The sequence below is a fragment of the Candidatus Methylomirabilis sp. genome, assembly GCF_028716865.1.
GTDB lineage: Bacteria > Methylomirabilota > Methylomirabilia > Methylomirabilales > Methylomirabilaceae > Methylomirabilis.
Genome location: NZ_JAQUOY010000011.1, coordinates 21931 through 35506 on the forward strand (window position 1 = coordinate 21931; position 13576 = coordinate 35506).

A 13576-nucleotide genomic window follows, 5' to 3' on the forward strand; every position below is an offset into this window, starting at 1 on the left:
CTCCTCCTCGCCGGCTCTCCTCCGCAAGCTCCTTCTCTGCCTGTTGACGCAACCGTAGCAACACCCAGTGATCCCTGTGCTCGGGGGGGAGATATTGGCCGTGGCAGTACAATAGCCAGCGGCACACGTGTAACTTCACCGCATCCGGATGACAACGCCGGCGAAGCAGCGTATCCCAGACATCCACCGTCATCAAATGGTACTCAGAGGTCCCGTCGGCCTCTGCCGCATTGCGTATTTTAAGAGGCATGGGACTGACTCATCAGCCGGCGAAAGGTTCGATAGCAACTCCGCACAACCACTCGAACGCCAGGTGGCAGAAAGGCCAACCGACCTCTATCCGGAATAGATGGAGAAAACCCACCGTAATTCCCATTGTGCTTTCTATATGAGTGAGAGACAACAGGAGGGACATGGTACATCGGCTCCAATTTCACTTCCGGAAGACCGTTTCCCTGCAGCAAACGTTCAACGAGTTCCAGGAACTGTCCTAACCCCTTCTCCAGCGGACGCTCTGCCATGTATTCCTGACCAGCCCGACCCATGCTCGCGGCCAATAAGGGATCTTTGAGGATCCTCAAGAGCCCCTCAGCCAATGACTCCGGTGTCGGATCGCACAGCAACACCGCGTCGTGCGGAAGGTCATACAGGGTGCTCTCCCGGAACATTTCCACGACAGGCAGACCGGACGCCATCATCTCAAAGGGAATACGAGAAGGATTGGAGGAGCTGAGACACAACCCCACAGTACACTTGTTATAGAGACGATTGCATTCTTCCAATCTCAACAGCCCAAGGTGTTTATGCTCGAACCACGGCCCACCGGAATCTTTTGAGCCGTAAAGATATATCGTCACATCGGGCATCAGATGCTTCACGATACCCAGGGCTTCCAGGCCAATCTGGGTACAACGCCTGGTTTTTTCCGGCTGAAATACGAAGCACACCGCCCGTTCTCGCCGAACGTTCGGCAACTGTCGATAGATGCCGAGATCGGCACAGAAATCAAAGAAGGCCGCCTGCACATCGAGGCGCTTTTTCAGCCTCGCGGGCAGCCATCGCCCGATAGTGATGGGATACAACCCATATCGAAACGAGTTTTCCGCCATCAGAAATCCATCGCCCATGGGATTAAACCAAGCCTCGTAATCCTGAACGAAATACGCCTTCATACACGGGAATGGCAGATCTCTCACGATCTTTGCAGAGTACCAGATTGTTGCGAACACGAGGTCAGCCGGGCGTACGTGTGACCAGCCGAGCTGGACATCGTCAAATTCAAAACCGAACATTCTTGCAATATCTTTTTTCAGTGATCTCTCGAATAAATATTGATGGTCCTCCAGATACAGCACACAACGGTGCCCCTGTTGTTGCAAGAAGGCCGCATGTTGGAGGATTGTGCGGTGCCCCCCTGATCCTTCCAGGAGGTTTGGCACAAGCCATGCTATAGTTGCCATTTCGGCTACTTACCTATCGTTGTGTTGGGGATCTTCTGAATTACACCCCGTCGAGTAGCGTGGGGGAGCCATACCCCAGTGCTCCCACGTATACAGGTCCGTCAAGGTAATCGAAGTATAGGCTCGATTATTCCGCATACTTCCTTATGTGCCCGGTTGAGTAGACGGCCGACATCGCCGCAGCAGAAGGTAGGTTACGAACAGTTGCACGGGAAGAAACAGGATCATGGCGATTCCAACTATGGCCAATAGCGCAACTGGGTCACGTATAAGAGCGCTCACCAATTGATGAGTATCCAAAGTCATCGAACTCAACACCACCTTACCGTCGGAACCAATCCGGATCGCCTCACTTCCGTTCGGCCCCTTCACGCGGAATCCTTGTGTACCGCTTGACAACGTCAGCGTACCCGATTCATCGGCATAAATCTGCCCGCCCTGGCCGCCGTTAAAGACCACACCCTGTCCTTCTCGCTTAGTATGGAGACGCATGGCGCCGCGCTCGAACACCGGCTGGTCAAAGTCAATGCCGATCCCGGCCTCCTCGAACAAACCGTAAATAACCCGGCCATCCTTCGCGAGGCTGTTATACACCACCATGGCAGCCTTCCACTGGCCCTTACGGTTGGCAGAATCTGGCGAATCGGAATCCTCACTACGAATCTCGATCGCCTGGGTATTCTGCTTTCCGAAGCCTACCACCTGAACACCCGTTTTGGCCAATACGCCGGCATTCTCGCGCCCCCAGCCTTTCCAATCCTTACCGGCATTTAGAACGTCTATCTCGAGACCGACAAGTTGGGCGTCAAAATCGTTGGCATTGAAATGTGGACGGTCCTTCGGCACGTACTCCTGCCAGTAGAGGGGCCAAGATCGCGCCGAAAGAAATCCGCCCCACACCTTGCTGCCAGGCACAAAAGCGCCTGAGTCTCCCCAGATCGCCACGCCGTTGATATATGGATTGAAGTTCCATACCTCGCTCATGAGGTTCTGATAGTGGTTGTGCTTACTGTGATAATCGGCGGGCGAACTGAACTTCGTTGAACTGTATTCCTTTGGATTTGACTTCCAATCGGTAACCTTGGCGTCGGGAGTGATGACATCAGTGATTGTGATATTCTGTCGCAGGCCTGTCCCAAGATGAGCATATTGGCCCCAGATGCCTTCCAGTCGAGGATGGTGACCACGCACCAGGTTTACACCACCTCCATACCTGAGATCAAGGATCCGAACATGCTGAGGAATTCTGACGGGAAGAGGGCCACGTGGGGCATCCTGCTTGATGACGATAAGAGGATTGTTGCTCAATCCGGCCCGAGAAATAATCGAGGCCGCCTCACTCCAGTTCTCCTTGGTTAGTTGAAAAGTCGTGAACCCGGGAAGCCCTGGCTGTTGTAGTGCTCCTTGGGCCCAAGCAATCTGAACGACGATTACGCATTGCGCTAACAGCAGGCTGAAACAGAGATACTTCATCTGTGTCCTCACCACGCCACGCACCTCCGAATAATGTTTGAAACATGCAGCTTATCGTCGGATGTTATCAGTCAGTTGATCGTCGTTCTACTCAGCACGCCCGACAGCAGTGTACGTTTGAGAAGTACTCATGCATAGATTGAGATTAACCTTTAACATCAAAAGCTTTTGTATGGTCTCGCGGAGGCGTTCCTGCATCGCTGCCCAGCGTTCCCCGAACAGTGGTACTGCCTAATCCGCCAGACGCTCTTGCAGTTCCGCGATCCGCCGGTCGCGGTTCCCGATCTCCTGACCCATCTGCTGCATGGCAGCCCAGCGCTCTTCGATCATCTGTGTTTGCGATGCAATAGTCTCATCCCGCTCGCGGACCATCGCCTCCATCTGCTGCATGGCAGCCCAGCGCTCTTCGATCATGGCCGCTTGGGAGTTAATGATTTTTTTCATTTCAATTAGGTGTTTCGCCGACAGAAAAAGATCTTCCGGGAGACTCAGTTCGTCCGCAAGGCATCGCAAATCTCCCTCCTTATCGCTGGCGGTCACCAGTTCAAAGAGTTGCGCTTCGGTGAAACCCGCCATCCCTAGAACAACAAAGTACAAGGTCGCAAGCGGGAGAAAACTCTCATTGTGAAGAAGTGATGTATACACATCGCGTACCACTCTGCTCGGATTATCCATTGAAGCTATTCGCTGTTTGAGCGTCAAGATTGCCTTGGCATGAACAAAGGCGTTCTCGCGGATATGAGGCCATATATCGCTTTCCGCTATGGTGTTTGAGCCGTGAACCCTATAGCTGAGCAGGTTTTCACGGACCCAGGTTGGCGGGCAGATGGCTGTAGCCCGGAGCGCCCAGTCCCAGTCATGGGTGTAACGGAGCGCAGAAAACTCACCAACGGCATGAAAGAGGGTTTTGGGGAAAAAGAAATTGGAACTGGTCATCGCCACGTTGCCCACCAAAAATAGACTCTCGACTGGCGTCTCTTGGCAACGCTGTTGAAGCATCCTGTAACCCTGGGCCCTCTCGTGTTCCGGCGCCTGGTATCCTTCATCATTGATGAATTCCAGATCTGAGAATACCAATGAGCCAATTCCATCAACCTGTTGCGCTTCTTGAATCAGCACCTCAATCCGCCGACTGTGGAACAGATCGTCGGAATTCAGGATGGCGATGTATTCGCCGGATGCCTGATGGATACCCACATTAATTGCCGCATGAGCGCCGTTATTTTGCTGGGTCACAATCTTGACGCGCGGATCTCCCGCGTAGCGTGTCTGCAGCAGGTTTACACTATTGTCCTGGCTGCCATCATCGACGACAATGACCTCCAGATCCCTGTACGTCTGGGACAGACAACTGTCAACCGCAGCCACCACGTACTTCTCGTGGTTATACGACGGAATTACTACAGTAACTAATGTGTTCATATTCCTTGTCGGCTAGATCGATACTATGAACCTGCTCGTCAAATCCGCACCCGTCCGGAGACATATTCGTGAACATGATGTCTCCAGAGAGACCTATCGACGGAGGAGATTGCCCATCAGCAAATCCAGGGTCATGTCATACTCCCTCTCAAAGAAGGACACATTTTCTGTTTCGAGGATCAGGCTTCCAGATCCAGCAATATGCTGTTCACGCATAGGGGGATATGATACAAGGAAACGATCAGCAGGGTTCAACCGCGAAGGTGATTGTTGAACCTCAAAATAGTCAGGCCGGCAGCCTTGAGGATCGATTTGAGGGTTTTCGGCTTCAGAATGCTCTTGCCATGGACGGGAACAGTGACGCGATGAGTAAAGCGGTCACCAATTCGCAGATGCAAGCAACGCATGGCTTCCCGGATGTGTTGAATGACCTTTTCCCGTGTGTCACCTTCGCTCACGCAGTCGGGGAGGGCCGGACAGGTCACAGTGTAGCCATCTCGCCTATTACCATCAAGAACGATCGGTGGCTTCACAACGCGATCCCCCCGTAGTTGATACTCTTCCCGTCAAGCTCAATTAGTATACCAAATCTGGGGTGGGTTGGTCAGCTTAAACTCGGTATGAGTCAGCGGCACGAGGTCATAATCGCTGAAGGTCTGTCGTAGCTCGCTCCCAAACTGGCACCTAGCTGCACACGCCGGACGGCTGTCGTGTAATACTACGATTTTACAAGCCGTCTTCAGGACAGGCTCATATCCCATGCAGTAAAAGATACTTTACCGCTTTTTTACAGATTTTAGAGAAACTTCTCCTGACATTCGAAGCATCCCTTTTAATTAGCCAATTTATCTCGTTAATCTTGACAACTAATTCTTCGGACAAAAAAGCCGGGACACATGAGGCGTTTCTGAAGTCAATGTACGATCTCGTGTACTTTCTATAACCAAGCATACCAATAATAACGGCAAGTAATTTGCTGAATTTCCCGTAATCTTTTATTGGTATACGGTTATTATCTCTCCAATAAAACCTGGCATCTATCAAATATCCTGGCAACATGATTTCTTTTATGGAATCCTTATATCTATCCTCAAAAGGAAATTCTTTAATATTGAACCACTCATTTTGATATACCAACACATCTCTATCTGGATGTGTGTTTTTTATTTCATCTTCACTAATTCCGCTGAGAGAGCTGAATGCCTTTTTCCCTTTTTTGCCTGTGAGAAAGTCTCGTATTGCATCAAGTACAAGTTCCGCTAAAGGCGTAAGTCCTTTTAACTCAAGTTTTAGGGCATGAAGACATTGCCTCCTTAAAAATCTTTTCACATCTTTTTTTGTCGCATGTTTTTCAAGGAGAAATAACATATTTCTTACATCATAATATAAGGCCCAAGTAATAGGTTTCTCCATGGCGGAAAGATGCCATATCACAGAATCGGCCACCCCAACAACCCTGTGACCCATCTTCTTAATCCTGAGACACCAGTCAACATCATCAAAATGAATAAAAAAGTCTTCCCAGCATCCTGCCCTTTTTGCTACGTTAGCCCTTACAAGCATAGACGCCCCAGCCACATAATCAACGTCAAAGATCCCTGTGGTATTGTTCTTCCTTCTTGTCAGATGTCTGTTGAGAACGAGGCATCCCATATGAAGGTCTACGAAAGCCCCAATCTCATTTGTCACCCTGGGATTATCGAGCTGGCACATCTGTGAGCCCGCAATAGCGATTTCATTATCTTTATCAAGAACCTCAATAAGTTTCTCTAACGTGTCTTTAGAAACAACGACATCGTTATCGAGCAGCCAGTAATATTCGTACCCGTATTTTTTAAAAGCATAATTCAGACCAGTATTGAATCCCCCTGAACCTCCACTGTTCACGCTGTTTCTGATGACACTTACATCTGGAAAATGCTCCTCTATATAATCCGCTGTTCCATCTGTACTTGCATTGTCTACGACAATAACGTCATAATTTTTGAAATTAAGCTCTTGAAGAGATTTCAAAAGATTGGAAACATATTCTTTTTTATCGTAGGTAACGATGATAGTAAGTACCTTAGGTTCTTGCATACTCATACCTTTAAACCAAAATCCTCGTATATGTCAGTGAGATTTGGATTATAATATTTATCTTTTAAACCCTCTTCCATCCACTGGTCTAAAAATGCATTCGTTTCCTCATCGTAATTCAGCCTGTCTTTATCAATCCTCAGACACATATACGGAACGCACGTTATCCTCTCTCCGGACTTTATAATCATTTTAAAAAAATTCATAACTGAATAAAAATAACCTTTGCCGCTACAGAAAAAATTCCTTTCCTGTAATACAGAGCCTTTACATCCCCAGAATGACGGAAAAACAAGAGACACATTTCTCGGTATCATTGTTACTCCACCATAGCCCTTCTCATCACGAGGACTACCTCTATATGAAAATAATAACCTACCTGATGTTGCTATTGAAAGGCCTACATTGAATATTTTATTTTCTGAGTCTATAAATTTGCAACCAACCGCACTCACGCCATCCATAGATAGATAACCCATTGTGTCAATTAATCCATCTGAGACAACCTCGATAATATTGTCATCACAAAAGTATACATATCCATCGCGATGAATATTTTTCAACGCTCTATTAATATTTTCAATATCGTAATCAGTAGATATAAATTCAACGTCAAATGAGCGCACGACATCTTCAAAAAGATTCCTTAATCTATCTGTCTCTTCCAAACACCTGCCTATCAGAATCAAAAAGATTTTTTTACCTGATTTAATACTGTCATCCCATGTAATTTTATAATGTCCTCTCCATAAAGTTTCATCTTCAGTGACTCCTTTTACCGGCAGATTTCTCCTTCTTACTGTATCAGCTATTGCCTTTATTCCTGACTCGAAAATGTATGATTTCATATTAGGACTACTGGCAATACTGGACTGGGACTGTCGCCAACTGTAAAGGATCAGTGGATGATGATAAATCTTATCGGTTTGTTCCGTAATTCTCAAGGTTAAGTCATAATCCTGAGAGCCTTCATAACCCTTTCTAAAGCCACCGACATCTAGCACAAGACCTTTTTTATATATTTCAAAATGAGAGGTATAATTAAAAGATAGTAGGTATTCAGGAGACCAATCGGGTTTAAAAAAATGCATATATCTTCCGCCACTGGATGAAATCATATCCCTATCACTGTAAAAAAAATCCACCTCTCGCCGCTGAAGAATATCGATAAAAGAATAAAGTGCGTCTGGATACAATTCATCGTCCTGATCCATCAACGCTACATACTCCCCAGTCGTCATTTCGAGGGCATATTGAGAGGTCTCAGCTATTCCAGTATTTTTATTTTTTATCTTTATCTTTATTCTGTGATCAGAAAGTTTGGATAAAACTTTTAAATAACTTAAATTTTCAGAGTAATCATCGACTATACATAATTCCCAGTACGGGTAGGCCTGCCACAATACGGAATCTATAGCCTGCCTGAGCTCGTAGGGATCGGGATTGTATATGGGCATGATGATTGATACTTTAGGCTTAAATTTAAAGTTGTTGGCTCTTTTATTCAATTCTTGAAGTTTATAGAGTGAAAAATTACGATTTCTGAATAACCACAATTCATACTCACGCCACGCAGAAATAGTAAAACGCTTAAGAAAGATTTCATCTTCCATATAATGAAAGGGAGAACCTTGAGGTACCATCAAACGGTATGCAAGCAGAAGAAAGGCAGTGGATCCGAAAGTGCAGACTCGAGACGACCGCCCAGGTCTTGGACCGAGGCTGGGACCGGATGCTCACCTTTTACTAATTTCCCAAAGCACACTGGGTCCACCTGCGGACGAGTAACCCGATCGAGTCGCCCTTCGCCACTCTCAGGCTGCGGACGGATGCGGCGACACGGTTCAAGCGAGTGAAATACGCGACTGCGGTCATCTGGAAGATGCTGTTCATCGCCAAGCAGCGGTTCCGACGACTGAACGGCCCAGAGTTGCTGAGGGAGGTCTACCACGACGCACAATGCGTCACCGGCGTGCGAGTCGGGGATAATTTCTATTTTAGGGATTCTACTTAGCATAATTTGAATTTGCGATAGTTGGAAATAGGTATGTGATTTCTGGAATCCCCAGTACAATATTATTTACCCATTCCACTCCCTGTAACAAAGAATGATCCTGATTCCCTACTTCATATTTCCACCCCCCAAAACGCCCCCTTGAATATACCCCAAGATTGTCTAAGGTAGGAATTAAGGCATTGATTATTGCATCCCTCTTTAAGGAGGGTACAGGATAGCCATAATCTGCCGTGTGTGTCCAGATAGAAACAATATCTGACCTTGATTCGATCAATTTCGTATTTAACAAACCATTTATTGTCTCTTCGATCAGAGTAGATCTCTCAACTGGCTTCCTGGGTGATTCGCTGGTCTCCGTCATAAGTGACCAGTATTGGTTAATATCAGGTACGTTGTTTGGACTATAATTTGAAAAGACCGTTACCCTATAAAAGGGGCAATTAGATTCAGGAAAATACATCCAGCATTTTGTAGAGAGCGTATCCTTTGGTTCACCCCTCAAACCTATCCCGACTATGTGAGAAGTGGAATGCATTAAATCTCCGGCGATTTCTCTTAATCCCTCTGGCACTCCAGCGACAATCGAGGTTAGGATATCTAACGGCATTGTTGATAACAAATATTGATACTCAATAACATCACCGTTAGAAAGCTCTACCCTTTTTTCTCTGGGTTTAATTCTTATAACAGTTGAATTTAATCTTACGTGCTTTAAGCCTATCAAATTTGCAACAGCATGCCAGATCGCCCCTGTGCCACCTTCTTTTGGGAATCTAAAGGTGTTATTCGGTCCCCAGCTATGATCGTCCTTTTCAAAAAGAATGCTCTCCAACACCTTTTCAATATCAGTTAAATTGACCCGTTCTCCTATCCACTGATACGCCATCTCCTGTGGCGGATATGCCCAAACCTTGTAGTTGTAAGGGATCATAAATTTTTCAGCAATACCCTGACCAAATCGCGCCTCTATCCATTCCATAAAATTATTTCTTTTTGTATGATTTGTATTTTGAATAGTCGTTATAAGACCTTTAAGACAATGCCACATCGACTCTTTTGGTAAGTAACGTATATTGTTCTGAAATGGATAAGGTACGAAACGATCTTCTATCCATATCCATGATTCTCTGTGATGGTGTAACCAGCCATCCTTTCCCAGCGCATTATGCATCAATTCATCGAAGTATTTATAATGTGAAAATAGGACATGTCCTCCTATGTCCCATGTAAAACCACGATCGTCTACAAAACTTGTGGATAGACCTCCTATTAGGCCAGACTTTTCCAGGACCACAAAATCATCTTCTCCCAATTCCTTCAGGCGATACGCCGCCCCCAGACCTGTGGGACCTGATCCAATAATCACATATTTAATGTATTCCATCACCACTGTCCGGTTGTTGGGTCATTCCATTGCTATAACTGCTGACACTGCGACAAGTAACGGTCCTTAGGGTTTTTCGCCGGTTTGCTCAGGCGACTACCGGCAATGACGCACACCTAGAAGCTGTAGGGAGGCGAGAAACTACCGTTTCGTATCAAAGCCGGGTTCACTGTATAAAATCTTTCCTGCCCTTGAATTATCAAACCTGCTTATGAGACCATCGAAATACGCACACGTAATAAGCTTGATTCTCCTGTATTTATAATCATCTAATAGCAATATACCAACCGAATACCTGATATAAGATTTAAGGAGGCCAAAATAAAAGCGCCATCTTCTAATCGTATTTGTTTTCCCGAGCCAGATCAGATTTCTATGAAAATAAAAAAGTACCCAGAGCCTGTCATATGGGATTCTCGGAGATCTTCGCCATAAAAAATTTTTGTTTATTCTCGAACTGTTAGTCTGTTCTTCGTGAATAACAATACTGTTGGTTATTAGCAATACCTTGCCAACTTTTTTCAGTCTCATAAAATATTCTAAATCGTCGTGCTGGGAGAAAAATTCTTTTTTTGGGAAACCAATCCCGTTTATGGCGCGCCTATGTATTAAGACCCCTACAAAAGAAGCAAAGTCTATCTCTATCGAATTCTGTTTAGAATATGCATCTATCGATAACGGTTCCTGAATCAAAGGGAAAACATTCTTAAAATTAAAATACCCCCGATGCATTAGCTGAATTTCACCATTATCGCCCTTAACCACACAAGCCAATGCATACACATTTTCCTCGGTACAATAATCACACAATTTTTTCAATGCGTCTTCTTCGGGCGCAGCATCATCATCCATGAGCCATAGCCAATCATACCCCATTCTGTAAGCTCTTTTAACCCCCTCATGAAAGCCTCCTGCTCCTCCTGTATTCTTCTTCATTCTAATGTAATAGAATTTAGTCTTACCCTGGTTAAATGCATTTTCTACTATCGATTCTTTTTCAAAGTCATCACTACATATTTCAATAGGAAAATTCTTCATATAACCGTTCTTGGTTAACATTTCCGGTGTCCCATCTGAAGATGCATTGTCAATCAAAAAGATGGCATCTAATGTTCTTGACTGTTTCATTAAAGATTCCAGACACCGAGATAGAAGCAACCTTCTATTGTACGTAACTATCACGGCACAAAAAGTCGTTTGGCAATTCATTTACATTGCCCAAGAGGATTACTTATTAACCGTCTCATCATAGACTGCACCCTGCGGCATACCGTGCGGTAGCGTCATTGAAGTAACATACTGTCCCCCTGAGGTCTTGTCAAGAGATGCGCAACGACCCACTATACAAGATAGACATTGCCGTGATGTCAGCATGGGCTGATCACCATCGATTGACAGCCCCGTGACCAGCATGACCTTCAGGCGTGCGAGGTTGATCGTCATCAATCCGCGCCGAGCAGGGCGCGGATGGGATGGCGTAACCATCGGATCGGTGTCGTGAGCTTCCAGAACGTGGATGAAAGGATAGCGTCCAGCGTTTCGCGATAACGACGGGCTTCTGCATCAAGTTCACTGGCCCCCTTTTCCAGCTCCGATACACGCAGAAGCTGCTCCCGCAACGCAGCGTCCCGTTCCTGGACAAGGGCCGTCGCCGCGGTTTCGGTCTGCATAAGGCGCGACTCCAGATTCGCAAGAGCCTCCTCGCGCTCCCGGACCTGCTGCTGGGCGTGGACGAGTAACTTCAGATAGGGTGCGGACGTCTCTACCTTCGGCCGGCTGGTCTGAGTGGCATCCTCATAGATCTTCTCCAACATGGCGACATGGGCCTTCATTGACAAGAGTGTCTCGATCCGGATGCCCAGGCGCATCGCCTCCAGCACCTCCGGCGCGTCTAGGATCTCCTGGAGGCGCCGGGCCAGATCCTCTGCATCCTCAGCCCGAAAGGTCAGGCCGGCCTTCCCAATCCGCTCCGAAAGAGCGCCGCGGTCCGAGGCGAGGACCGGCAGCCCCAACCGCATCGCCTCGTCAATGGTAAACGAATAGGATTCACTGGTAATGGAAGGGAAGACAGCAAGATCAAGATCAAACGCCTGCAGGTCGGCCGGCTGATAGGCGCCATGGAATTGCACCGAGAGGCCGCGCGCAAGATCGTGAAGTCGTTCCCCATATGCCTGGTCTAAGGCTGTTCCGATCAGATGGACCTGCACTGCCGATGGATCGTCCAGACGATGCAGCGCCTCGAGGAGCAGGTGCGTACCTTTATGGTACAGGAAATAACCCCAATGCCCGATCTGAAGCGGTCGATCTGGGAACACTGCTGCCCCCTTCCGCCTCTCCTGCGCTATGATGGTCTGGGCACTCCCATGCGGGAGAACAATCAAGCGGTTCTCCGAAAGCTCAAGCAGCTCAAGCAGCAATGAACGGTGAGCTTCTGACGGTACGATGAGGGCTGAGGCCAGCGCAAGTTCCTCCCCTATCATCTGTTGACGTAATGTCAGTGCAGCAGCGACCTCCCGATCCGTCTGCCATTGAGTTCGCTCGACACAGTGCAGACACGGTGCGGTCAAGAGGGGCTCGCTGCAAAACGACCCCTCTCGGTGGATCCGATGGATTCGTGGGCAGGAGGTCCAGACATCGTGCAGCGTCACCACCACAGGAATACTTAGGTCCGCACAGATCGCCACTAGGTTATTGGTCAGTCGGTGCCAGTGATGCACATGGACGATATCCGGCCGACACGAAGTCAGGGTGCTCCGCAATACTTGCTCCACCTCCGGATCGTATCCGTCTATCCATCCATAGTCTCGTCCTTCCGCGCGGTAATACCGCGTCACATCGTGGCCGTCCTGCTCTGTCGTGACGGTCGTCGCCTTCGCAGCCGGCTGTCCCGTTCCGGCGAATACCGCCACTGTATGACCGCGAGCTCGCAACTGCGCACAGACAGCCTCGCAGTAGCGCTCCGTACCTGCATTCGACTCAGATGGAAAACCGTGAACGATCTGAAGGATTCTCATAGCCCGTTACCGCGCCTCAAACGCCTCTACGTAACGGGCTGATGGCAGATGGATCGTCCGATAGGCATTCAAGCCCGTCACCATTCGAAGATAGTCGTTATACCGAAGCTGGCTCTGGTATTGGCTAATCGCCTCGCATTTCAGGTCCCAGACCGGCGTGATGTCGAGGATATGCGACGGGTGGACTGTAGCCCAGATCTCGTAACACCAGTCTCGTACGGGAATGATGTATCGTCGAAGCGCCTCTTCAACGGCCACCCCAAGGGCCCAATGATCCGGGTGGATCTCGTTGATTGATGGCCGATAGAGGATATCCGGTCGTTCAATCGTGAGTAACGCCCCGATTCGCTCCACCAACTCAGGAGTGGGGGCGAGCTTGCCGTCCGGGTAGTCCCAATGCTCCAGGTCGCTTACCCCGAGGATGGCGCCCGCTCGCCTGCTCTCCTCACGACGCAATACGGGGTAGTCGCGCCCCACATAGTATCCCTTCGGGTCTCCAGCCGCTCCGTCGGTCACGATAACGACCTTGACCCGATCACTCTGGCAGCGGTGAAGCGCAATCGCGCCACCACACCCCAGGCTCTCATCATCGGCGTGGGGGGCCAGGACCAGGGCACGCCCAACCGGTGGGGCCAATAGTACCGCAGGCGGCGTCGGCGGCATCATTGCCCCTGGCATGTCATTGCCTTAGAACGGTTAGGATGGACGGTGGCTTGCGAGATTCAGC

11 protein-coding genes are annotated in these 13576 nt (G+C 48.2%); 2 read left to right on the top strand and 9 right to left on the bottom strand.

Translation table 11 applies throughout. The annotated features are described in order from the left end of the window. Window positions 1-239 precede the first annotated feature (239 nt). The 3 genes from PHV01_RS05975 to PHV01_RS05985 form a co-directional block, all read right to left on the bottom strand. Complete coding sequence (locus PHV01_RS05975) at window positions 240-1292, bottom strand: glycosyltransferase family 1 protein (RefSeq protein ID WP_337290240.1); 1053 nt, start codon at window positions 1290-1292, stop codon at window positions 240-242. Window positions 1293-1604: 312 nt separating this feature from the next. Beyond that, window positions 1605-2948, bottom strand: a complete 1344-nt coding sequence (locus tag PHV01_RS05980; RefSeq protein ID WP_337290241.1) for a hypothetical protein — start codon at window positions 2946-2948, stop codon at window positions 1605-1607. Between the two features lie 216 nt (window positions 2949-3164). After that, window positions 3165-4355: a glycosyltransferase gene (locus PHV01_RS05985; RefSeq protein ID WP_337290242.1), complete on the bottom strand. Its 1191-nt coding sequence runs from the start codon at window positions 4353-4355 to the stop codon at window positions 3165-3167. Between the two features lie 224 nt (window positions 4356-4579). On the opposite strand from PHV01_RS05985, the gene PHV01_RS12805 reads away from it, so the two are divergent. After that, entirely contained in the window at window positions 4580-4906 is a 327-nt protein-coding gene (locus PHV01_RS12805) for a hypothetical protein (RefSeq protein WP_349255499.1), read from the top strand. A 199-nt stretch (window positions 4907-5105) separates the two neighbouring features. Here the strand turns inward: PHV01_RS12805 and PHV01_RS05995 are convergent, their stop codons facing one another. Together PHV01_RS05995 and PHV01_RS06000 are read right to left on the bottom strand one after the other, a co-directional pair. Beyond that, on the bottom strand, window positions 5106-6434 hold the full coding sequence (locus tag PHV01_RS05995) for a glycosyltransferase family 2 protein (protein WP_337290243.1): 1329 nt from the start codon (window positions 6432-6434) through the stop codon (window positions 5106-5108). A 2-nt stretch (window positions 6435-6436) separates the two neighbouring features. After that, a complete protein-coding gene (locus PHV01_RS06000) occupies window positions 6437-8047 on the bottom strand; it encodes a glycosyltransferase (protein ID WP_337290244.1) in 1611 nt (536 codons plus the stop codon). A 239-nt stretch (window positions 8048-8286) separates the two neighbouring features. Between PHV01_RS06000 and PHV01_RS06005 the strand changes: the two genes are divergently transcribed. Beyond that, a complete protein-coding gene (locus tag PHV01_RS06005; RefSeq protein ID WP_337290245.1) occupies window positions 8287-8448 on the top strand; it encodes a hypothetical protein in 162 nt (53 codons plus the stop codon). Here PHV01_RS06005 and PHV01_RS06010 read toward each other — a convergent pair. The 4 genes from PHV01_RS06010 to PHV01_RS06025 all read right to left on the bottom strand — a co-directional run bounded on the left by PHV01_RS06010 (window position 8441) and on the right by PHV01_RS06025 (window position 13527). Then, the gene (locus PHV01_RS06010) at window positions 8441-9835 is read right to left on the bottom strand and encodes an FAD-dependent oxidoreductase (protein WP_337290246.1); all 1395 of its coding nucleotides are present in this window, start codon (window positions 9833-9835) and stop codon (window positions 8441-8443) included. The two genes, PHV01_RS06005 and PHV01_RS06010, sit on opposite strands and share 8 nt — an antisense overlap. A gap of 141 nt (window positions 9836-9976) precedes the next feature. Further along, on the bottom strand, window positions 9977-11044 hold the full coding sequence (locus PHV01_RS06015) for a glycosyltransferase family 2 protein (protein ID WP_337290247.1): 1068 nt from the start codon (window positions 11042-11044) through the stop codon (window positions 9977-9979). A gap of 233 nt (window positions 11045-11277) precedes the next feature. Beyond that, window positions 11278-12849: a glycosyltransferase gene (locus PHV01_RS06020; RefSeq protein WP_337290248.1), complete on the bottom strand. Its 1572-nt coding sequence runs from the start codon at window positions 12847-12849 to the stop codon at window positions 11278-11280. Between the two features lie 6 nt (window positions 12850-12855). Next, a complete protein-coding gene (locus tag PHV01_RS06025) occupies window positions 12856-13527 on the bottom strand; it encodes a PIG-L family deacetylase (protein ID WP_337290249.1) in 672 nt (223 codons plus the stop codon). Between the last annotated feature and the right edge of the window lie 49 nt (window positions 13528-13576).

Bases quoted from the DNA above. Each gene is read 5' to 3' on its own strand.
- PHV01_RS06025 (WP_337290249.1), bottom strand. From the start codon at position 13,527: ATGCCAGGGGCAATGATGCCGCCGACGCCGCCTGCGGTACTATTGGCC.
- PHV01_RS05975 (WP_337290240.1), bottom strand. From the start codon at position 1,292: ATGTTCGGTTTTGAATTTGACGATGTCCAGCTCGGCTGGTCACACGTA.
- PHV01_RS06000 (WP_337290244.1), bottom strand. From the start codon at position 8,047: ATGGAAGATGAAATCTTTCTTAAGCGTTTTACTATTTCTGCGTGGCGT.
- PHV01_RS05995 (WP_337290243.1), bottom strand. From the start codon at position 6,434: ATGCAAGAACCTAAGGTACTTACTATCATCGTTACCTACGATAAAAAA.
- PHV01_RS06010 (WP_337290246.1), bottom strand. From the start codon at position 9,835: ATGGAATACATTAAATATGTGATTATTGGATCAGGTCCCACAGGTCTG.
- PHV01_RS06015 (WP_337290247.1), bottom strand. From the start codon at position 11,044: ATGAATTGCCAAACGACTTTTTGTGCCGTGATAGTTACGTACAATAGA.
- PHV01_RS12805 (WP_349255499.1), top strand. From the start codon at position 4,580: ATGATACAAGGAAACGATCAGCAGGGTTCAACCGCGAAGGTGATTGTT.
- PHV01_RS06020 (WP_337290248.1), bottom strand. From the start codon at position 12,849: ATGAGAATCCTTCAGATCGTTCACGGTTTTCCATCTGAGTCGAATGCA.
- PHV01_RS05985 (WP_337290242.1), bottom strand. From the start codon at position 4,355: ATGAACACATTAGTTACTGTAGTAATTCCGTCGTATAACCACGAGAAG.